Annotated in this window: 21 protein-coding genes; 14 read left to right on the top strand and 7 right to left on the bottom strand. The window is 59.2% G+C overall.

Going from position 1 to position 21,526, the window contains the following annotated elements; translation table 11 throughout:
• Positions 1–121: 121 nt before the first annotated feature.
• The 12 genes from QLG07_RS17705 to QLG07_RS17650 all read left to right on the top strand — a co-directional run bounded on the left by QLG07_RS17705 (position 122) and on the right by QLG07_RS17650 (position 8,316).
• The gene (locus QLG07_RS17705) at positions 122–853 is read left to right on the top strand and encodes a MerR family transcriptional regulator (RefSeq protein ID WP_048916628.1); all 732 of its coding nucleotides are present in this window, start codon (positions 122–124) and stop codon (positions 851–853) included.
• Between the two features lie 11 nt (positions 854–864).
• On the top strand, positions 865–1,296 hold the full coding sequence (locus QLG07_RS17700; protein WP_282469798.1) for a nuclear transport factor 2 family protein: 432 nt from the start codon (positions 865–867) through the stop codon (positions 1,294–1,296).
• Positions 1,293–2,009, top strand: coding sequence for an SDR family NAD(P)-dependent oxidoreductase (locus QLG07_RS17695; protein WP_048916630.1), 717 nt, complete (start codon positions 1,293–1,295; stop codon positions 2,007–2,009). Before QLG07_RS17700 ends, QLG07_RS17695 begins: the two co-directional genes overlap by 4 nt.
• Before the next feature lie 3 nt (positions 2,010–2,012).
• Positions 2,013–3,278 carry an FAD-dependent oxidoreductase gene (locus QLG07_RS17690; RefSeq protein WP_282469797.1) on the top strand — a complete coding sequence of 422 codons (1,266 nt, stop codon included), beginning with the start codon at positions 2,013–2,015 and terminating at the stop codon, positions 3,276–3,278.
• A complete protein-coding gene (locus QLG07_RS17685) occupies positions 3,275–3,988 on the top strand; it encodes a DUF1365 domain-containing protein (RefSeq protein ID WP_048916632.1) in 714 nt (237 codons plus the stop codon). Before QLG07_RS17690 ends, QLG07_RS17685 begins: the two co-directional genes overlap by 4 nt.
• Positions 3,989–3,991: 3 nt before the next feature.
• Complete coding sequence (locus QLG07_RS17680) at positions 3,992–5,221, top strand: cyclopropane-fatty-acyl-phospholipid synthase family protein (protein WP_048916670.1); 1,230 nt, start codon at positions 3,992–3,994, stop codon at positions 5,219–5,221.
• The gene (locus tag QLG07_RS17675; protein ID WP_282469796.1) at positions 5,218–5,727 is read left to right on the top strand and encodes a DUF2878 domain-containing protein; all 510 of its coding nucleotides are present in this window, start codon (positions 5,218–5,220) and stop codon (positions 5,725–5,727) included. Before QLG07_RS17680 ends, QLG07_RS17675 begins: the two co-directional genes overlap by 4 nt.
• 95 nt (positions 5,728–5,822) lie before the next feature.
• On the top strand, positions 5,823–6,332 hold the full coding sequence (locus tag QLG07_RS17670; RefSeq protein WP_282469795.1) for a hypothetical protein: 510 nt from the start codon (positions 5,823–5,825) through the stop codon (positions 6,330–6,332).
• A gap of 2 nt (positions 6,333–6,334) precedes the next feature.
• The gene (locus tag QLG07_RS17665; RefSeq protein WP_048916635.1) at positions 6,335–6,868 is read left to right on the top strand and encodes a DUF3833 domain-containing protein; all 534 of its coding nucleotides are present in this window, start codon (positions 6,335–6,337) and stop codon (positions 6,866–6,868) included.
• A 74-nt stretch (positions 6,869–6,942) separates the two neighbouring features.
• Entirely contained in the window at positions 6,943–7,047 is a 105-nt protein-coding gene (locus QLG07_RS17660) for a protein YohO (RefSeq protein ID WP_099753719.1), read from the top strand.
• Positions 7,048–7,331: 284 nt separating this feature from the next.
• Positions 7,332–8,063: an integrase gene (locus tag QLG07_RS17655; protein ID WP_282469794.1), complete on the top strand. Its 732-nt coding sequence runs from the start codon at positions 7,332–7,334 to the stop codon at positions 8,061–8,063.
• Complete coding sequence (locus tag QLG07_RS17650; protein WP_282469793.1) at positions 8,056–8,316, top strand: RES domain-containing protein; 261 nt, start codon at positions 8,056–8,058, stop codon at positions 8,314–8,316. The genes QLG07_RS17655 and QLG07_RS17650 overlap by 8 nt, the downstream gene beginning before the upstream one ends.
• 126 nt (positions 8,317–8,442) lie before the next feature.
• Here the strand turns inward: QLG07_RS17650 and idi are convergent, their stop codons facing one another.
• The 6 genes from idi to bglX form a co-directional block, all read right to left on the bottom strand.
• On the bottom strand, positions 8,443–8,976 hold the full coding sequence (gene idi / locus QLG07_RS17645; RefSeq protein ID WP_282469792.1) for an isopentenyl-diphosphate Delta-isomerase: 534 nt from the start codon (positions 8,974–8,976) through the stop codon (positions 8,443–8,445).
• A gap of 129 nt (positions 8,977–9,105) precedes the next feature.
• A complete protein-coding gene (locus QLG07_RS17640; protein ID WP_282469791.1) occupies positions 9,106–11,004 on the bottom strand; it encodes a methyl-accepting chemotaxis protein in 1,899 nt (632 codons plus the stop codon).
• A gap of 112 nt (positions 11,005–11,116) precedes the next feature.
• Complete coding sequence (locus QLG07_RS17635) at positions 11,117–12,226, bottom strand: suppressor of fused domain protein (protein ID WP_099753723.1); 1,110 nt, start codon at positions 12,224–12,226, stop codon at positions 11,117–11,119.
• Positions 12,227–12,560: 334 nt separating this feature from the next.
• On the bottom strand, positions 12,561–12,974 hold the full coding sequence (locus tag QLG07_RS17630) for a lysozyme inhibitor LprI family protein (RefSeq protein ID WP_048916641.1): 414 nt from the start codon (positions 12,972–12,974) through the stop codon (positions 12,561–12,563).
• A gap of 19 nt (positions 12,975–12,993) precedes the next feature.
• Entirely contained in the window at positions 12,994–13,866 is an 873-nt protein-coding gene (locus tag QLG07_RS17625) for an oxygenase MpaB family protein (RefSeq protein ID WP_048916642.1), read from the bottom strand.
• Positions 13,867–13,939: 73 nt separating this feature from the next.
• Entirely contained in the window at positions 13,940–16,237 is a 2,298-nt protein-coding gene (gene bglX / locus QLG07_RS17620; protein WP_282469790.1) for a beta-glucosidase BglX, read from the bottom strand.
• 189 nt (positions 16,238–16,426) lie between these two features.
• Between bglX and dld the strand changes: the two genes are divergently transcribed.
• The gene (dld, locus tag QLG07_RS17615) at positions 16,427–18,151 is read left to right on the top strand and encodes a D-lactate dehydrogenase (protein ID WP_282469789.1); all 1,725 of its coding nucleotides are present in this window, start codon (positions 16,427–16,429) and stop codon (positions 18,149–18,151) included.
• An 83-nt stretch (positions 18,152–18,234) separates the two neighbouring features.
• On the opposite strand, the gene QLG07_RS17610 is transcribed toward dld, so the two are convergent.
• Positions 18,235–20,670 (bottom strand): DUF3772 domain-containing protein, encoded by a 2,436-nt coding sequence (locus tag QLG07_RS17610; RefSeq protein WP_282469788.1) that lies wholly within the window; start codon positions 20,668–20,670, stop codon positions 18,235–18,237.
• A 188-nt stretch (positions 20,671–20,858) separates the two neighbouring features.
• On the opposite strand from QLG07_RS17610, the gene QLG07_RS17605 reads away from it, so the two are divergent.
• Positions 20,859–21,377, top strand: a complete 519-nt coding sequence (locus tag QLG07_RS17605) for a GNAT family N-acetyltransferase (protein WP_282469787.1) — start codon at positions 20,859–20,861, stop codon at positions 21,375–21,377.
• Positions 21,378–21,526: the final 149 nt, after the last annotated feature.

The following is a 21,526-nucleotide window of genomic DNA, read 5'->3' as shown; positions in this document are numbered from 1 at the left end:
TCATATATGAGATTTAACCGGAAAACCTGACAGTTTCAAGTTGTACAACTATAAATAAATTGTACAACCTGACGTAATTGGTTACGTTGGTGTCAGGAATGTAGTCAGTAAGAGGTAATGCATGACTCTGTACAGCATCGGTGATGTCGCCGAACGCTGCGGTATTAACCCGGTCACGCTGCGTGCCTGGCAGCGTCGTTATGGCCTGCTCAAGCCACAGCGCACAGAGGGTGGCCACCGCCAGTTCGACGAAGAAGACATTGAGCGCATTGAGGAGATCAAGCGCTGGATAGAGAGCGGCGTGCCGGTCGGCAAAGTTAAGGCCTTGCTGGAAGGCGAAAACGTTAATGTTGATGATGGGTGGTTTACCCTTCAGGAAGAACTGATGGTCGTGCTGCGCATGGTGCGCCCGTCCAAATTACGCGTCAAAATTGCCAGTATTGGCAAGGAAAATCCGGCCGAATCGCTTATCGATCACGTTTTTGTTCCTATCCGTCAACGGCTGGGGCTGGATCAAAATACGGCTCGCGCTATGTGCAGTTTGCTGGATGGTGCTTTAATTGATTATATCTGCTTCTGTTTAGCCGGTTCGCGCAAGAAGGCAGGTAAAGATGCCCTGCTGGTAGGCTGGGGCATTACCGACCGCACGCGGCTGTGGATGGAAGCATGGCGCCTGGCGCAGCAGGGCTGGCGTATTGACGTGCTGGCGGAACCGCTGGAGTCCCCGCGACCTGAGCTCTTTCCCGGCCAGCATATCTTTGTTTACACCGGTAAAGCATTGACCAAACGCCAGCAGGAGCAGCTGGCTCACTGGCAGGAACAGGGATTCTCCATCACCTCACACGGTAATTGAAGGGGCACGGCATGACGCAACAGGCGACACTGAACCAGCTGGTAGAATTTTATGAAACGCTGGACAGCAGCCGTCTTACGCAGCTGCCACAGATTTACCATCACGATATTCGCCTGTGCGATCCGGTGGGTGAACATCAGGGGCTGGCGGTGGTTGAACGCTACTTTACCGAACTGCTAAAAAATATGCGCTACTGCCGCTTTATCGTCACGCTGGTGCGCGAGTTCGACAATGATGCCCTGCTGCTATGGCGTATGGAGTATGCCCACCCGGCGCTACAACGCGGCGCGGAGCAGAGCCTGGAGGGCAGCAGCTATCTGCGCTTTCGCGCGGATAAGATCGTTTTCCAGCGCGACTACTACGATATGGGCGCAATGCTGTATGAGAAGCTGCCGCTGCTGGGCTCAGTGGTCAACCGGATCAAAAAGAGGCTACAGCCATGAAACGCGTTCTGATTACCGGTGCCAGTTCCGGCATTGGCCAGCAGCTGGCGCAGGATTATGCCGCCGCTGGCTGGCACGTCACCGCCTGTGGCCGCAACCGCGAACGGCTGGAAGCCCTGCAGGTTCAGCATCCACAAATTGAACTGTGCGAATTCGATATTACCGATCTGGCGCAGACGCGTTCAGCCCTCAGCAACAGGCTGGTTGATCTCGCTATCCTGTGCGCCGGCACCTGTGAATACCTTGATCATGGTCTGGTGGAAGCGGAAAAAGTCCACCGCGTGATGCAGACTAACTTTAGCGGCCCGATTAACTGCCTCGACAGCCTGCTGCCGCAGATGCAGCCCGGCAGCCGCGTGGCGCTGGTGGGTTCCACCGCCAGCCTGGTGCCACTGCCCCGGGCCGAAGCCTACGGCGCATCGAAAGCCGCGCTGGCCTATTTCGCCCGCAGCCTGGCACAGGACGTCTCGCGCCAGCAGGTCGGTATCAGCCTGGTGCTGCCCGGCTTTGTTGATACCCCGCTGACGCGGCGCAATGATTTCGCCATGCCGATGATTGTCGACGTGGTCCAGGCCTCGCGCTTTATTCGCCACGGTCTGGAGAAGGGCAAAGCGGAAATCGCTTTCCCCCGCCTGTTTGCCTTTATTCTGCGGGTCACATCCCGCCTGCCCATTGCCCTTCAGCGCCTGCTCACGCAGCGAATAGCGAGGTAGCCCGTGCGGGTTGCAATTATTGGTAGTGGTATTTCGGGTCTTAGCTGTGCGTGGAAACTTGCCGCGCGCGCTGAGGTCCATCTGTACGAGGCTGGCCCAACGCTTGGCGGTCATACCGCCACGGTGGATGTCGAGCTGGCGGGTAAACGCTGGGCGATTGATACCGGGTTTATTGTCTATAACGACCGCACCTATCCGCGCTTTCTGGCGCTGCTGGCCGAGCTCGGGCTGGAGAGTCAGCCAACGGAGATGAGCTTTTCAGTGCGCAATCAGCGCAGCGGGCTGGAGTATAACGGCCACTCGCTGACCAGCCTGTTTGCCCAGCGCAGCAATCTGTTAAAACCCTCGTTTTACCGCTTCCTCGCTGAGATTGTGCGCTTTAACCGCTGCGGCAAGCAGTGGCTGGAGCACCAGCAGGATCAGGGGACGCTGGATGATTTTCTCCGTCTGCACGGCTTCAGCGCCTTCTTTGCTCAGCACTATATTTTGCCGATGGGCGCGGCTATCTGGTCAACCTCGCTGGCGGAGATGCGCCGCATGCCGCTGGCGCAGTTTCTGCACTTCTTTAACCACCACGGCCTGCTCGATCTGGCGCAGCGCCCGCAGTGGTTCGTCATCCCCGGCGGGTCGCGCGAGTACATCCGCCGCCTGATGCAGCTGATTGGCGAGAAGATCGCTGTCTATCTTAACACCGCGGTGACCCGCGTCCTGCGCGATGAGGCCGGCGTCACGCTGGAAAGCGCACGCGGCAGCGAGCGCTATGACCAGGTGATATTTGCCTGTCACAGCGATCAGGCGCTGCAATTGCTGGGCGATGCCTCCGGGGCCGAAGCGGCGATGCTGGCGGGCATCCCCTATCGCGCCAATGAAGTGGTGCTGCATACCGATATTAGTATGTTACCGAAAGCGCGCGCCGCCTGGGCCAGCTGGAACTACCGGCTGGAAGACACTCAGGCGGGAGACGAGCTGCTGGGCGCCAGCGTCACCTACAACATGAATATCCTGCAGGGGATCAAAGCGCCGCACACTTTCTGCGTCAGCCTGAACCCCACGCAGCCCATCGATCCGGCAAAAGTGCTGCGCCGTTTTGAGTACCATCATCCGCAGTTTGGCCCCGACTGCCTGCACGCCCAGCAGCAGCGCCTGCTGCTCAATGGCAGCAACCGCAGCTGGTTCTGCGGCGCGTGGAGCTATAACGGTTTTCACGAAGACGGCATCCGCAGCGCGCTCGACGTGATCGCGGCGATGGAACAGGGGGAGCTGCTGTGAACAGCGTGCTGTACAGCGGCCACGTGCGCCACCGCCGTTTTACGCCGGTCGACCACCAGTTCAGCTACCGGATCTTTATGCCGTTGATTGACCTCGACGAGCTGCCGCTGCTGAAAAATGTCGGCATTGGCCACAGCCGCCTGCGCGCCGCCAGCTTCAGCAGCGACGACTACCTCGGTGGTGGCGATATTAAGCAGCGGGCGCAGGCGCGTATTGCCCAGCTCACCGGCGAGCAGCTTTCCGGGCGGGTAATGCTGCTGACCCAGCTGCGCTACTTCGGCTGCTCGTTTAACCCGGTCAATTTTTACTATCTGTACGATGACGCCGACACCCTGCGCTGGATGCTGGCCGAAGTGCGCAACACGCCGTGGAATGAGCGACACACCTATGCAGTGAAACCGGACGGCAGCGAAACCACGGAAAAAGTGTTTCACGTCTCGCCGTTTAATCCGCTGGAGATGATCTACCACTGGCGGCTCTCGCCGCCGGGTAAATCGCTGCTGGTGCATATTGAAAATCACCGCGAAGGCCGTGAGTTTGATGCCACCCTGCATCTGCGCCGCCAGCCGCTTACCCGGCAAACCCTGCGCCATTTCCTCTGGCGCTTCCCGATGATGACCGTGAGAACCGCGCTGGCGATTTACTGGCAGGCGTGGAAACTTTGGCGCAAAGGTGCGCCTGTATATGACCACAGCAAGCTGGAGAAATAAGTGATGACTGGCAGCGATATCAGCCTGACCACCCGCAGCAAAACGGGTAAACGTTTTTGTGCTTCGCGCCGGGTGGTCTTCTCCCTGCTGCAGCACATTGAGGGTGCCGGGCTGACGCTGCACGATCCCTATCTGGGCAGCCAGTTCTTCGGCGACGAGCAGGCAGCGCTGCAGGCGGAAGTGGTGGTGCATCATTGCCGTGCTTACCGCCGGGTGCTGTTCGGCGGCAGTATCGCGGCGGCGGAATCCTTTATGGACGGCGACTGGGAGACCCCGGACCTGACGGCGGTGATCCTGACGCTGGCGAACAACAGCCGCGTCGTCGATAAGCTGGAGTCCCGCCTCAGCTGGATAAGCGCCCCGCTCAATCAGCTGGTGCATGCCCTGCGCCGCAACAACGTGCGTCAGGCGAAACGCAATATCGCCGCGCACTATGACCTCGGCAACGACTTTTATACCAGCTTCCTTGACGAAGAGATGCTCTACTCCAGCGCACTGTTCCCGCAGCCGGAGATGTCGCTGGAGCAGGCACAGCAGGCCAAAATGAAGCGGCTGTGCGTCAAGCTGGCACTTAGCCCGCACGATCACCTGCTGGAGATTGGCACCGGCTGGGGGGCAATGGCCGAATATGCCGCGCGCGAATACGGCTGCCGCGTCACGACCACCACCATCTCGCAGGAGCAGTATGAATACAGCTGCCAGCGCATCGCCGCCGCCGGGCTAAGCGACCGCGTTACGGTGCTGTGCGAGGATTACCGTAACCTGACCGGGCAGTACGACAAAATCGTCTCCATTGAGATGATCGAAGCGGTCGGTAAAGCCTATATTCCGCTGTTTATCGAACGTTGCCAGCAGCTGCTGAAACCGGGCGGACGCCTGGCGATTCAGGCCATCACCATCAGCGAGGAGCGCTTTGCCAGCTACGCGCGCGGCGTCGATTTTATTCAGCGCTACATCTTCCCCGGCGGCTTCCTGCCTTCGGTCAGCCTGCTGCAGAAGACCCTGAAGGCCGTCAGTGATTTCAGCGTGCTCGACCAGTTTGAGCTTGGCCATGACTACGCGCAGACCCTGCAACACTGGCGGCGGCGCTTTGACAACGCCTGGCCGCAGCTGGCGCAGGGCCGCTTCGACGAGCGCTTCCGCCGCATGTGGCTCTATTACCTGTGCTACTGCGAAGCGGGCTTCCGCTCCAACACCATTGGCACTGTCCAGCTGACGCTGCAGCGCGCATGAGCCGCTGGCGCTTCTGGCTGTTGACCCTGGGCTTTGATCTCTACTGGGGGCTGGCGGTCGCGCTGCGCGAGCGCATCTGGCTGGCATTATCGGCGGTGGCGCTGCTGGCGTGGCTACTCTGCCCGCGCGAGGTAAAAGCCCGGCTGCTGCTGGTGGCCGCGGGTGGCGTTGCCCTCGACAGCCTGTGGCTGTGGAGCGGGCTGTTCAGCTTTAGCGGCGTTGCGTTTTTCCCGCCCTGGATGCTGGCGCTGTGGCTGGTGTTCGCCTGCTGGTGGTGGCTGCTACAGCAGCGCTTTGCTTTACGTGCCCCGCTATTGGCGCTGGTGGGGGCGCTGGGCGGCCCGTTTGCTTATTTCGTCGGGGAACGGCTGGGCGCGATGCAGCTGCATCAGCCTGCGCTCCTGGTGTTTGGCGTGCTGGCGGTGGGTTGGGCGATCTATCTGCCGCTGGTGTCTGCCTGTCTCGGCTGCAGCGAGTGCCAGCCACGGGCCGAGCGGAAAAGATGATCGGCCCCTGCCACAGTGATGATTTTTTGTAGGGGCTGACCCTCTGTTCCGGTCAGCCCGATAAAACAGGTCACAACTGCTTCAGGACGCGACTGATGAAAAAATTACTGCTGCTCCTGCTGTTGCTCTCCCCCCTTGTCCAGGCCGCTGACTGGCTGAGCTGGCGTACGGTCGGCCAGGCCACGCTGACCTGGGGACCGTTCACCGTCTACGACTCACAGCTGCTGACGCCGAACGGGCGCTGGCAGCCGCAGCAGTGGCCCGTCTCCCTGGTGATCGTTTACCGCCGCGATATCACCCGCCAGGCGTTGCTGGACGCCACGCTGGAGCAGTGGCAGGCGCAGAAAACCGGCAGCAGCAGCCAGCAACAGCAGTGGCTGCAGCAGCTTGGTGACATCTGGCCGGACGTCAGCGACGGTACGCGGCTGGCCTTTACTGCCGATGCCGACGGCGGCCAGTTTTACTGGCAGCCCGCCGGGATGCAGGGCGCCATGAAACCCATCGGCCCATATTTTAATCGTGAGTTCCGTGATGCTTTCCTGGGTATCTGGCTCGCGCCGAACACCACCTATCCCGATATTCGTCGGAAACTGACCGGAGGTTAACCATGTGGAAATTCCTGCTGCTGACGCTGAGCCTGCTGATTGCAGGCTGCGGTGCCAAAATTGAGGACTATCAGCAAGCCCAGCCGAAAATCGATATCTTCAGCTGGTTCAACGGCGACTCGCGCGCCTGGGGGATGGTACAGGACTACAGCGGCAAACAGATCCGCCGCTTTGAAGTGACCATTAACGGCCAGGTGGTCGGCGATACCCTGACGCTGAATGAACACTTCGTCTATGACGACGGCGAGAAGCAGCAGCGCGTCTGGCATATCCGCCGCCTGAGCGACGGCAGCTATGTCGGTACCGCCGGGGATATTATCGGCACCGCGCAGGGGCACTCCCGTGGCAACGCCTTTAACTGGCGCTATACCATGACGGTGAAAACCGACGACAGCAGCTACAAGCTGAACTTTGACGACTGGATTTACCAGCAGGATGCGCAGCACCTGATGAACGTCACCTCGATGAAAAAGTTCGGCGTCGAAGTGGCGCGCGTCACGCTGTTTTTCTCTAAGCAGGCGGCCAGCGGGCAATAAAATGCCGCTTTCAGCTTAATTCCGCTGGGCGAAGGCGCTATACTTCGCCCTCCCTTAAGAAAACAGGCTTCGCTATGAACTGGCAAAAAATTGGTGTGGTGTTTATTTTTCTGCTGATGGCCGTTGGTGGCATCGGCGGCGTGATGCTGGCTGGATACACCTTCATCGTTCGTTCCTGAGCGCAAACACTGGCGGTAATCCCCGGCCGCCCGGCTTTGATCATTTCGTTGTGACACATAACCAGCTGGAATTTCTCTCTGCCAGTCGGGCCGTTATGCTCTGAGTTTACTCCCGAACATAAAACTCAACATCATGACTGAAATCACTTCTTCGGCGCACGACGCGTTAGAGATGTCGATGCCGAAGACTTCGCCTGAATAATTGCTAAGCTGGCGAAAGTTTAGACACTCCGTTGGATATGCGATATATTCAATATATGCAATCTATCCAGACGGGGTGATCGATGTCAGCCAAAAACAGTGCAGCACAAACAGAAACGGTTAGCCTGTTCAGCGGGCAGCAGCTGCGCAGCATGGCAGCTGAAGAGAGCGCTGAATATCTGGTGATCAATGTCGATCAGCTGAAAGATGCTGCGCCGTCCAAAAACGGGACCCGCGATGCGCTGCGTAAAAAGCTGGAAAAGCTGGTTAGCAATCCCCGCCTCGATCCTTCGCTGGCATTGGCCTTTTTTGAAATCGCCCAGAACCTGCTAATGCCATCACGTGCCGGGGCTAAAACCACGCCGACGGCAAAAAACAGTGACAGTATCTTTAGCGGTTTCGAACAGTATCGAATCAATAATGAGCAGCGCAAAGAGGACCTGCGCGCATTCATTCTGGCGGACGGGCAGTGGCTCAGCTCCAGCGAACTGTCAGACAAAGCACATTTCACTAACGCCAACCGCAGCGCCGGCCCCAACGCCTGGAAACGCCGTGGCAGAACCTTTGCCATCAGCGTTGAAGGTCAGGACCGCTACCCGGATTATGCTTTTGATGAAGCCTGGCAGCCGCTGCCGGCGGTGAAACAGGTGCTGGCTATTTTTGACGGCTCGCGCACGCCCTGGTCACTGGCCGCCTGGTTTGCCGGCAGCAATAGCTGGCTGGGCGGTCGCCGGCCGAAAGATCTGCTGAGCAGCGATCCGCAAGCGGTGATTGCCGCCGCACGGCAGGCAAAAGAGGGGGCGCAGCATGGCTAAGGAGAGCCAGTCCGAAAAGGGAGTTTCACGTTTCGCCCCGCCTTCTCACCCCGTGGCAATCAATACGTTCAGCCTGCCGGCGGGCACAACGCTGTGTCGCGTGCACCGCCAGCGCTATTCCGGCAGCAGCTTTAACAACACGGTCAGCGGCAATGCCCGCTTCAGCCCCATTTTTACCCCTGACGGAACGGTGATCCCCACGTTATATGCCGGGGAGAGTCCTCGCGTCGCGCTGTGCGAAGTGGTTTGGTGACCGTATCGACGGCACTATGCTGCTCAGCGAAAGTAAAACGCATAAGATTACTGAGCGCCCGGTAGTGGAGGAGTTGCTGGCGCTGGCGGAGAGAATGGGGCTCTATCTTGAAGAGTAACGCGCGTTTTACTGCTGCCCGACAAAACGGGCAAATTCCTGCGGGATGCGGGCGAAAGTGAACAGGAACCAGGGCGTGAAGCGCTCCGGGTGGCTGTCAATTTCACGCTGAATATCCGCCAGCGAACTGTAGCGCCAGCCGTCGGCTTCTTCCGGGTTAACCACCGGGAGAGCATCGCTGATGGTGAAATAGACGTGGCCATACTCGTGCTCGGTCAGCCCGTTGCTGAGCGGCAGGTTATAGCTCAGTTCGAACATCGGTTGCAGCGTCAGGCGCAAGCCCATCTCTTCATACAGTCGGCGTTCAGCGGCATGCTGAGTCGATTCCTGGGGGTAAGGATGCCCGCAGGTGGTGTTGCTCCACAGCCCGCCACAGTGATATTTACCGCTGGCGCGCTGCTGCAACAGCAGCTGATGGCGGGAATTGAACACGTAAACGGTGACCGCCCGATGCAGTAAGCCTTTTTCGTGTACTTCCATTTTTTCCATTTTACCCGTGGGGCGATCGTGGCGATCGACGAGGATAACTTCAATTGCAGACATGCCGACTCCTTAAGACGAATGCCACTATTCTGGCATAAGAAGTCGACATTGATCTGCATAAAATCGTGCGGTGTGTGACAATAACGGCAGAAGCGTATCCGGCGCTGGCTGCGCCGGATGCGGCTTTAATTACAGTTTGAAGCTGCTGACGACGCGCTCCAGCTGTACGCTCTGCTCTTCCATCGCCTGCGCAGCGGCGGAGACCTGCTCCACCAGCGCGGCATTCTGCTGGGTGGTGCTGTCGAGCTGGGTGATGGCCGTGTTGATCTGATCGATCCCCATACTCTGCTCGCGGCTGGCCGACATAATCTCGGCCATCAGCGTATTGACGCTGCTGACGCCGCTCATCAGTTCGTCCATCGTGGTACCCGCCTGCTGCACCAGCAGACTGCCCTCGTCGATATTCGCCACCGACTCCTCAATCAGCTTTTTAATCTCACGCGCCGAGTTCGCCGAGCGCTGCGCCAGATTACGCACCTCTGAAGCGACCACCGCAAAACCGCGCCCCTGCTCGCCCGCACGTGCGGCTTCCACCGCGGCGTTGAGCGCCAGAATGTTGGTCTGGAAGGCGATACTGTCGATGACGCTGATAATATCCACCACTTTGCGCGACGAGACGTTAATTTCCCCCATCGTCGACACCACTCTCTGCACCACCTGCGCGCCGCGTTCCGCCACCTGCGATGCATCCGCCGCCAGCTGGTTGGCATGCGTGGCGTTATCGGCATTCTGACGCACGGTACCGGTCAACTCCTCCATTGACGCCGCCGTTTCCACAATCGAACTGGACTGTTCTTCGGTGCGGGCGGAGAGATCGAGGTTGCCGCTGGCGATCTCACGCGATGCGGTGGTAATCGCCAACGCGCTGTCACCGACCTGGCGCATCAGCCCCTGCAGACTGGCGATAAACTGGTTGAAGCTCTGCGCCACCGCGTTGAATTCCGGGCTGGAGCTGGCTGGCAGGCGCTGGGTAAGGTCGGCACCGCCGGTGGAGAGTGCCAGAATATTGTCGTTAAGCCCGCTAAGGCGCTTCATCATGGCGCGAATAAAGCCGAGCAGCACCAGCAGCAGTACAACAGCCAGCGGGATCTGGACCAGGCCGAGGCGGGTGAGAATCGAGCTGGTCTGCTGCGCTAACAGCGCGCTCGGCACATCACTGGCGAGGAACCACGGGCTGCCGCCGATCTGCTGCACCAGTAGCGTATGGCTGCCGTCTTCGCCATCATAGCTGCTCTGCTGCGGCTCACTGCCGCTGACTTTGCCCAGCATCTGGCTGAGTGCGCTCGCCATCGGCGTGTTCAGCTCCGACAGATTGCGCAGTTTTGGCGCGCCGTCGACCAGGCTGGCATCCCCCACCACTTTGCCGTCCGCTTCAACAATCAGCGTGGTGCCGTGAATGGCTTCGCCCATCTGCTTCGCCAGATGGTTAAAGAAGCCCAGCGTCACGTCGATAGTCGCGACGCCCCACGCGTTGCCGTCGCGATAAATCGCCATGGCGCAGTTAGTGCGCGGCTGCGGGCTGGCGGCATCCTGATAGGCTTTAGCCCAGGCGCACTGGCCCTTTGCCGCTGCCATGCCATCCTTGTACCACGACTGCTCGTAGTAATTAGGCGCCTCGGCGGAGTTCCAGTAGGTGTTGACCTGCAGCTTGTTGCTGCTGTCGCGGGCGAAGAAACTGCTGAATTTGTCGCGCGCGGGATCGCGCTGACGCGCCAGCGGCCAGACGCCGCCGCCAAACACGTCGACGTCCTGATACTGATTCACCAGCGCGGGGAGCACGGCATCAATATTGTTGCTGTCGAGCACGGCAACGGACTCGGTAATACTGCGCTGCTGTGCCTGCACGCGATTCATCATTTCCGTGATGCTGGCACCGATAGTTTCTACCTCGTAGCGCACCAGACGACTCTCATTGGTCGCGAGTTGAGGCGCTACAAACAGTTTGATCACCACCACGGTGATCAGCAGCAGTAACACAAAGAAGCTGACGATCAGCAGGGTAAATCTGGCCTGGGTTGTTTTAAACATGAGCACACCACTCAACACGAAAAAGGCACAATTGCCTGATCGTGTTAACGGCGTGTTAATGAATTACTTGAGTGACAGACTTCACAAATTTAACAAACAGCGCAGCGGGGGATCACTCCCCGGCTTCAACCACCTGCTGGCGGGCGCGGAAAATATGGCCGCTGCCGTACTGCAGCAGGCGTGCGACCAGCTGCAGTCCGCCATCTTCTTCCGCCTGGGCAAACTCGCGCTCCAGCGTGGTGACCGGGGCCGCCCACAGCAGATTCACCTTCTCACCCTCGCGCTTCGGCAGCGGGAACTGTCCGCTTTCGCGCCCGAGCGCGCTGGAGAGAATAAAGCCCTCAAAGCCCATCGGTGCCACCGACGACTCCAGAGTGTGCCCCTCGCCCAGCCAGCTGAGGCGTGCCCAGGGCACATGTGCGAATCCGGCTAGCGCGCTGGCCATCTGAACCGCATTCTCTTCGGTCATCACTTGTGCATCGATCGCCAGCGCCAGCTCGGCGCGCCGATACTGCGGCGCCAGATCTTCATAGAGAAAATCGACCCACGGCATCGGGCGAATGCTCATGCCCAGGGTCAGGAAATACCAGCAGCCCTCGTGGTAGTGCTGCGAGATCGCCATCGGCGGCCAGTTACCCTGATCGATGGAGTAATACTTCAGCGACTCGCCATACTGCGCTTCATAGCACTGCAGCATCTCCTGCTGGATAGGCTCCCACAGCTGGCCGTCGTGCCAGTCGCGCCAGAACTGTCGGTGCTGCTGCGCGGCGGCGTAGTACTCATTGGTGGATGCGGATCCGAGCGGCGCGGTGAGGCGGTTGGCTTTGATGCAGCTGGCGGAGTAACTGACCTGCTTATCCTGATACAGGCTCCAGCCGGGGATCACGGCCAGCAGCTGGCCCTGATACCAGACGGCAGCACCGTCATCCGTCGGTTCCCAGACAATCTGCAATCCGGCCGGATCCAGCATCGGTTCGGCTTCCAGCGTACGGCAATATTCGGCGCTGAGCAGCGGCGGCGTGCCCTGCTGCATCGCTTCGACATCTTCCTGCATGGGCGCAGGCAGCAGGTTGCGCAGCCAGCAGCCGCGCACGGCAAACTGGGTGCGGAAGCCTTCGGCCGGCCAGATATAGAAATAGGCTGTGCGCGCATCCTGTTCGACTATCGCGATCAGCGTCTGTTGCTGATTGGTGACTTCAGCAATCGGGTAGGGCTGTGTCATAACGCCTCGACGGTGTGTGGCGGGATCCATTCCTGAAGCATAGGCCAGGATATTAAGAGAGGATGGCGCCTGAAGGCCGCCGGAGGCAAGGGTAAAAGTCTCAAAATGGCTGCGAGGGTGGCATATAACGATGTGGGCGAGGCATGCCTCGCCCCTACGGGACCCGCTGTGCGTGAAGTCAGGCATGCCCGGGCAACATAAGCATAGGGGTCAGGCATGCCCAGGCAACAAAAGCGTAGGGGCCAGGCATGCCCAGGCAACAAAAGCGTAGGGGCCAGGCATGCCCGGGCAACATAAGCGTAGGGGTCAGGCATGCCTGACCCGGGTTGAACGCCTACCCTTCCATATGGGTGCTGTTGCGCAGGCGATACAGATCGCGCGCCTTCTCTTTAACCACGTTCAGCTTTGACTCCGACGCCACCAGGCCCCAGATAGTCCCCTGCTGCTGCTGATAGTACTTATTCATCCCCTCAAAGTAGCTATCGCGATAGCTAACCCAGGCACGCTGCGAGGCTTTCAGCGCGCTCTGTGCCGCCGCTGACTGCCCGGCCAGCAGCAGCTTATACTGCTTGTTCAGCTCGGCATCCCAGGCTTTATTCGCCGCGTCATAGCATTGCAGATTGGCCAGGGTGCTGACCGCCTGCTGCTGACAGTTTTCCAGCTGAGTATCCAGATCCTGACGCAGGATGCCTGCGGCGCTGGCACTTCCGCTCAGCAGCAACAGCGACACGGTAACGATTTTTTTCATGATGATATCCTTATGATGATTAATACTCACGCCCAACGCGCGCCATGGCACGCTGCCAGGCGCCGCGTTGAATAGCCCAGCGCAGCAGCGCGGCAAGAGTATGAATACGCCCGTGAATAATCCGGCGCTTTATCGGGGAAAAATGCAGGCCAAAGTCTTGTAAAGCCCAGTCAGGCAGCAGCTCAATGCCCGCGGTCATTATCGCTTTCATTGCCGGGCGCGCCTGCCAGCTTGGGGCCGGGGCGTTCATCAGCAGGGAGAGCACTTCCCGCGTGCGTTCATCGCAGCGCAGCTGCGGACGCATCGCCTGCAGATACCCTTCGACGGCCGCCACGCTCTTGGGCACGTTTTGCGCGCCGAGCGCTTCGGCAACCACTGCGGCCTCGGCGTAGTAACGATCCTGCTCGCCCAGGCTGAGCTGCGGATTTTTATAGCGCAGGTGCGCGGCGAGGAAACTGCTGGTCTCCGCAACGTGAACCCAGGTGAGCAGCTGCGGATCGCTGGCCTCATAGGGTTGACCGTGCGCGTCGACGCCACTGACCTTCAGGTGAATGCGCTTAACGCGCTCGATGAGGATATGAGCATCGGCGGTGTTGCCGAAGGTGGTGACGGCGATAAACTGGCTGGTACGCCGCAGCCGCCCCATCATATCTTCGCGAAAAGTGGAGTGATCCCAGACGCCCGCCAGCGGCAGCGGATGCAGCATCTGCAGCAGCAGCGCGCAGATGCCGCCGCACAGCATGGAGGTAAAGTCACCGTGCACGCGCCAGATCACGCTGTCCGGCCCGTAAAGGCCGGGGTCACCCATCGGCTTTGACAGGTCAAATTCATTCAGCGACAGGCCGTTTAAGCGGAAGACCTGCTGCTGAATTTTATCGCGCATAGTGACCATGATGCTATTCCTTAAACCGGGCGCGTAGGGGGCGGGCATGCCCGCCCCGTCGTTCAGGTATGCCCGACCCTCGTTACAGGTAATCAAATTCCGCATCGACGGTGCGCGCTGAATCCAGCCCGATCATCACGCTGAATTTACCCGGCTCGGCCACCTGCTGCATTCTGGCATTCCAGAAGGTCAGCGCGCTGACGTCAATCGGGAAGGTCACGGTTTGTGATTCTCCAGCCTTCAGCATAATGCGCTGGAAGCCCTTCAGCTCCTTCACCGGGCGGCTGATGCTCGCCACTTCGTCGCGCAGGTAGAGCTGCACCACCGTGGCGCCGTCGACCTTACCGCTATTCGTGACCGTCACGCTGGCATTGACCGTGCCGTTACGCGCCATCGTTGCGGACGACAATTTCACCGGCGACAGCGTGAACGTGGTGTAGCTCAGCCCATAGCCGAACGGGAACAGCGGGCCGTTCGCCTCGTCGAAATAGTGAGAGGTGTATTTGTTCGGCTTCTCATAGTTATACGGGCGGCCGGTATTCAGGTGGTTGTAATAAATCGGGATCTGGCCGACGGAACGCGGGAAGGACATCGGCAGCTTGCCCGACGGGTTGTAGTCACCGAACAGCACGTCGGCAATCGCATTACCACCTTCGGTGCCAGGGTACCAGCTTTCCAGCATCGCATCCGACTGCTCAAGCTGGTGGGTCAGCGCCAGCGCGCGGGCATTCATCAGCACCATCACGATCGGTTTACCCGTGGCTTTCACCGCATCAATCAGCTGCAGCTGGCTGTGGGACAACGTCAGGTCCGTCCGGCTGGAGGCTTCGTGCGCCATGCCGCGCGCTTCACCAACCGCCAGCACCACCACATCAGCTTTTTTCGCGGTGGCAACGGCTTCGTCCAGCATCTGCTGCGGCGTGCGCGTATCGATGGTGACGGCCTTCTCATACAGATTCAGGAAGTCCTGAATGCCTTTATCGTCGGTGACGTTTGCCCCTTTGGCATACAGCAGCGTGGCTTTGCCGGCGGTGGCATTTTTCATCCCCTGCAGCAGCGTCACGGACTGCTTCGCGACGCCCGCGGCGGACCAGCTGCCCATAATATCAATCTGGCTGTCGGCCAGCGGGCCAATCAGCGCCACGGTGCCGGATTTTTTCAGCGGCAGCGTCTCCAGACGGTTTTTCAGCAGCACCATACTCTTGCGCGCAACATCGCGTGCTTCAGCGCGGTGCAGGCGGCTTTCGGCATTGGTATCCGCCGGGTCACTCCCCACCGGCCCGAGGTGGCTGTACGGGTCATTAAACAGGCCCATATCATATTTCACATTGAGCACGTGACGTGCAGCGTTATCAATCTCCTGCTCGCTCACCGCGCCGCTTTTCACCAGGCCCGGCAGATATTTGCTGTAGTACTCATCGCTCATGCTCATATCAATGCCGGACTGCAGCGCGATACGCACCGCGTCCTGCGGGTCACGCGCCACCCCGTGCTGAATCAGCTCTTTGATCGCACCGTGGTCGCTGATGGTAATCCCCTTGAAGCCCCATTCATCGCGCAGCACATCCTTCAGCAGCCAGCTGTCGGCGCTGGCCGGTACGCCGTTCAGCGAGTTCAGGGCCACCATCACCCCGCCGCTGCCTGCATCCAGCGCCGCTTTGTACGGCGGCAGATAGTCCTGGAACAGGCGCTGCGGGCTCATATCCACCGTGTTGTATTCCCGCCCGCCTTCCACCGCGCCGTAGGCGGCAAAGTGCTTGACGCTGGTCATCACCGAGTAGCGGTCAGCCGGGCTTTTGCCCTGCATCGCCTTAACCATGGTGCGGCCCATCACGGACGCCAGGTAAGTATCCTCACCAAAGCCTTCCGACCCCCTGCCCCAGCGCGGTTCACGGGTGACATCGACCATCGGCGCCCAGGTCATGTTGAGGCCATCATCGGCGGCTTCATAGGCCGCAATGCGCCCAACCTGCGCCACCGCATCGGTGTCCCAGCTGGAGGCCAGTGCCAGCGGGATCGGGAACTGGGTACGCTGACCGTGGATCACATCATAGGCAAAGAACAGCGGGATCTTCAGGCGGCTCAGCTGCATCACCTGGTCCTGCATCGCACGGATATCGGGACGCGTCACCGTGTTGAAAATCGCCCCGACCTGACCGTGCTGGATCATGTCGCGGATCGCTTCTTTCGGGTTATCCGGGCCGACGGTGATCAGCCTGAGCTGGCCAATCTTCTCATCGAGCGTCATTTTTTTCAGCAGCCCGCTGACGAAAGCGTCGCGCGCCTGCGGGGTCAGTTGATGCGGGCCGATAAGCTCTTCGGCAAAAGCGGGCTGCATAGACAGAGTGACGGCAAGGCTGACAGAACAAATCCATTTCATCAGATGATTTTCTCTCAAGTGACTAGGTTGTTTGATTTTTTTTACCCAGAGGTAACAAGTGGGTGCAGTGTGTCATACCTTGAGAATAGCAGCTAGTTTTCAGGTGATGAATCACAGCGCTCGCCTCCCGGGCTTTATTGCTCGCTCACGAGTGCTACAGTAAAGCGGTGATACTGACAAGGACATGACATGCACACCTCTCAACCCGCCGCACAAAAACTGATTGCTGAACTGGGCCGTATCGTTGGCCGCAACCATCTGCTCACCGAACCGGAAAAAACCGAACGCTACCGTAAGGGTTTCCGATCGGGTGAAGGCGATGCCCTCGCCGTGGTGTTTCCAGGCACGCTGCTGGAGCAGTGGCGTATTCTGCAAGCCTGCGTTGCCGCTGATGTGATTATTCTGATGCAGGCGGCCAATACCGGCCTGACGGAAGGCTCCACGCCGAACGGCAATGATTATCCGCGCGATATCGTGATTATCAGCACCCTGCGCATGGACAAAATTCAGCTGCTGGACGGCGGTAAGCAGGTGCTGGCCTTCCCGGGCAGCACGCTGTATCAGCTGGAAAAAGTGCTGAAGCCGCTGGGGCGTGAACCGCATTCGGTGATCGGTTCATCCTGTATCGGTGCCTCGGTGCTGGGCGGGATATGCAATAACTCTGGCGGCTCGCTGGTGAAGCGCGGCCCGGCCTACAGCGAGATGGCGATGTATGCGCAGATCACCGCCGAGGGCAAACTGCAGCTGGTTAACCATCTGGGGATCGCACTTGGCAGCTCGCCGGAGCAGATCCTCAGCAAGCTGGATGATGAAAGCTGGCAGCCCGCTGACGTGCAGCACGATGAGCGCCACGCCTCCGACCCCGATTACGCCGAGCGGGTGCGCGATGTTGATGCCGATACCCCCTCCCGCTTTAACGCCGACGCACGCCGCCTGTTCGAAGCCAGCGGCTGCGCCGGTAAGCTGGCGCTGTTTGCCGTTCGCCTTGACACCTTTGCCAGTGAAAGCGCCCAGCAGGTGTTTTATATCGGCACCAACGACACGGCGGTGCTCGACCAGCTGCGTCGCCATATGCTCGCTAACTTCAGTAACCTGCCGGTGGCGGGCGAATATATGCATCGCGATATTTTCGATATCGCCGAGACCTACGGCAAAGATACCTTTGTGATGATCGACAAGCTCGGTACCGACAAAATGCCGCTGTTCTTCACCCTGAAAGGACGTGCCGATGCGCTGCTGGCGCGTATCCCGTGGCTGAAGCCGCACTTCAGCGACCGCCTGTTGCAGAAACTGGCCGCGCTGCTACCTTCGCATCTGCCCGCGCGCATGAAGCAGTATCGCGACCGTTTTGAACATCACCTGATGCTGAAAATGTCCGGTGAGGGCGTGGCGGAAGCGCGCGCCTATCTGCAAACGTTCTTCCAGCAGGCCGAAGGCGAATATTTCGAATGTGCGGGCAAAGAGGGGGCGCACGCGTTCCTGCATCGCTTTGCGGCGGCGGGTGCGGCGGTGCGCTATCACGCGGTGCACCATACCGAGGTGGAGGATATCCTGGCGCTGGATATCGCCCTGCGCCGCAACGACCGCGACTGGTTCGAGCGGCTGCCGCCGGAGTTTGATGCGGCGCTGACGCATCGCCTCTACTACGGCCACTTCCTGTGCCACGTGTTCCATCAGGATTATATCGTGAAGAAAGGCGTGGATGTGCACGCGCTAAAAGAGAAGATGCTGGAGATTCTGGCGGCGCGCGGCGCGGAGTACCCGGCCGAGCACAATGTCGGCCATCTGTACAAGGCCAAGCCGCAGCTGAAGGCGTTTTACCAGCAGCTCGACCCGACCAACAGTTTTAATCCGGGGATTGGCAAAACCACGCGTGCGAAACACTGGGGTGAGTGCGGATGCGATAAACCATAACAGTCCACAATCACAACCCTCTGCCGATCTGAGCGGGACGACCGGAAAAAAGGGTCGTCCCGTAGGGATTATCACGGGCCGGGTTATTCTTCTTTCGGTTCCTGCAATACCATCTGACCATTCTTGCGTTCAATGATCATGGTCTGCGGCGTGGAGAGTACCACGCCCTCTTTACGCAGGCGGGTAAGGATATCGAACAGCAGATCGCTTTTCGCCCCGCTCACCTGGCGCGGGCTGGCCACGTTACCGGTTACCGACAGCACAATGCCGCTGGTGGTCAGGTCTTTGAACGACACCGACGGCTCCGGGTTCTCGAGAATGCGCTCGTTTTCGTTATACACATCCAGCAGCAGCTGGCGTACCTGCTGCGGGTCGATATCCAGCGGGAAAGTCAGCGTAATGGTCGCTACGCCCTGCGCGTTGCCCATGGTGGCGTTACGCACATTCTGTGAGATCAGCTGCGAGTTCGGCACAATCACCGTCGATTTATCGCTGAGCTGGATCTCAGTGGCGCGCACGTTAATCCGGCGAATATCGCCTTCGATACCGCTGATGCTCACCAGATCGCCGACCTTCACCGGGCGCTCGGTCAGCAGGATCAGGCCAGAGATAAAGTTCTTCACTATCTCCTGTAAACCAAAACCGATACCCACCGACAGGGCGCTGACGATCCACGCCAGTTTGTTCCACTGCAGGCCCATAATCGACAGCGTCATCAGGATCACCAGCACAAAGCCGATGTTGCTGAACAGCGTGATCAGCGAGACGCGCATGCCGGTATCCATGGTGGTTTTCGGCAGGAAGTCGTGCTCCAGCCAGCGCTTCACCGAGCGCAGCACCCAGATACCGACCACCAGGCAGATCAGCGCATTCACCATATGCGCCGGCACGATATTCAGCGACTCCAGCCCTTTACCGCCCCAAAACTCAATGGCTTTCTGCACCAGCTCAATCGGCGTCGAGCTACCGAAAGTGCCGTTGAGCAGCGCCATCGCAGCGGCCAGCACCAGCAGGGTTTTGCCGATAGCGCCCAGCACCGCGGCAATCTGCCCCAGGTGGCGCTCGTCAATATTCAGCGAGGTCTGGATACGCTTACCGGTGGCATTGTTGGTCGAAAACAGGCTTTCACAGCCGTCGGCTACCAGCTGGCTGAAGATATAGAAGGTGCCAAACACCAGCCCCATCCAGATCAGCTCGTAGCTCAGGAAGCGCGCCATGGTGATATAGCCGATCGTCAGCGCAATCATAATCGCCACGCCAATCAGCGTCAGCGCCATCTGGATCAAGCCCACCAGCGTCGACTTCGCCTCCGGCTGCTGCCCTTGCTGGATCATCCGGCGACGCACGCGGTTAGTGCGCATGCTGATCGACAGCGCGGTCGCGCCAATCAGCAGCGCGGTCATGCCGTTAGCAAAAATCGTCGTGCCGACGCTGGTGTTGGCGCTGCTGTTAAAAATTTCCACCGTCTGGAAGATAAACACCAGCGCGGCAGTGAGCGGCGGGAAAGGTTTTAACGCCATTGCCACTTCATTAGAGATATTGGGCAGGCGCCAGGACGGGCGGCGCGTGGAGAGGAAAGCGCGCCCCAGCCCGGCAATCAGCCCGCAGAAAATACTCAGGCCGACCAGCTTATCGGCGAAGTCGCGCACGTCATCGATCACTTCATCGTGACGGGTAAACGCCTGGTCGAGGAAGTTAAACGCCAGCACCACGGCAGCCAGCGTGGTCATCGCGGTGGCGGCCGCAAGGAAGCTGCGGCGCAGGCGCCCTTCCGGCAGATGATGGATGCCGACCCAGGCGAGGAACTCTTCCAGGTAACGGCGGCCCAGCGTGGCGACCAGCACGGCAGCCAGTAGCCAGGCAAGCGTGCCTAAACGCCAGCCAGGTTCCCAGGAGAGCGCGGCGGTTGACGTCAGCTCATCGACAAAATCACCGATCTTGCTGCTGTCATCGCTTTGGGTATTGAACAGCGGTGCCCAGAAGCGCGGGCCAAAGATGCTGCCTGCGTTGAGCGCCAGCTGGGTTTTCAGCGCGTCGCGTCGCAGGTTAACAATCTGTGCCGACAGATTAATCGAGCCGCTTTTAATCGCTTCGGCCTGCTTGATCTGGTCGTCCATTTTGCTTTTCTGGTTTTCCAGCTTGGTACGCTTGCTGGTCACTTCAGCGGTCTCTTTCACCCCGCTGTCGGCCTTGGGGGCCGGGCCAAGCACCGCCAGCTGCGCCTGCAGCTGCGCACGCTGCGGGGTAATGCTCTGGACCAGGGTATCGGCATCGCCGGACAGCTCCAGCGCCATATCATTTAGCGCGCTGAGCTTGCTGTCGTTAGTCTCGCCTGAAACCTGCTGCTTGATTTTATCCAGCACTTTCTGCATTTTTGGCAGTTCGACGGCCGCATTGACCTTCGGTGCGGCATCCTCAGTTTGCTGCGAATCGCTATTATCGGCAGCCAGCACCAGCTGCGGGGAGAGTGCGACCAGCGCCAGCAGACAGATGCGAAGAAAAGTTAACAAGCCAGACATGAAAAAGGTTCCTGATACTGAAGTAGACGCTGCGATGCGCCAGTCAATTTGCCGGCTAGTTTATGCTTTTGCCCTGGCCGGGACTATAGGATTTGCGATGTAAAAACCTGTTCGCCGTCATAAGAATAATCTATGACCGCAACTTCAGCCGCCAGTGGCAAACTGAATAAAAAAAAGTGCATGGAGCAATGATGTCCCTTCCCGGTTCTGCCATGGTAGTGCGCGATGCCGCACCTGCCGATATTGACGCTATTACCCGTATCTATGCCTGGCACGTGCTGCACGGCTGCGGCTCGTTTGAAGAGATCCCGCCCGATGCCGCAGAAATGGCCGCCCGGCTGGCTAAGGTGCACTCATTCGCCCTGCCGTGGCTGGTGGCCGAAATCGACGGCGCGGTAGTCGGCTACTGCTATGCCACCCAATATCGCCCGCGCCCCGCCTACCGATTCACCATTGAGGACTCGGTTTATATCGATGCCGAAATGGCGGGACGAGGCGTAGGTACGGCTCTGATGCAGGCGCTGATTGCCCGCTGCCAGTTGGGCAATTATCATCAGATGCTGGCGATTATCGGCAACGGCGAGCGCAATGCGGGTTCGGTCAGTCTGCATAAAAAAATGGGCTTCGAGATTGTCGGCAACTTCCGTAAAGTCGGGTTTAAGCACGGCGAATGGCGCGATACGTTATTGATGCAGCTGGCGTTATAACGGACTGACCGAAATTGTGTCGAGCAAAAAAGAAGGTCGCCCCCTGAGGTATCCCCAGAAAAAATTGTTCTGAATTTTATCGCTGGATGAGAGGTGCCCGGTTTCAGGAGGGAGGGCTGCTTTCCGCACCGGCATGAATACATCCCTGT

Origin of the sequence: Erwinia sp. V90_4, assembly GCF_029967685.1 — a bacterium.
GTDB classification, from domain to species: domain Bacteria; phylum Pseudomonadota; class Gammaproteobacteria; order Enterobacterales; family Enterobacteriaceae; genus Erwinia; species Erwinia aphidicola.
Note: the sequence above shows the minus strand (reverse complement) of the source record. Positions and strands in the feature narration are given on the sequence as shown.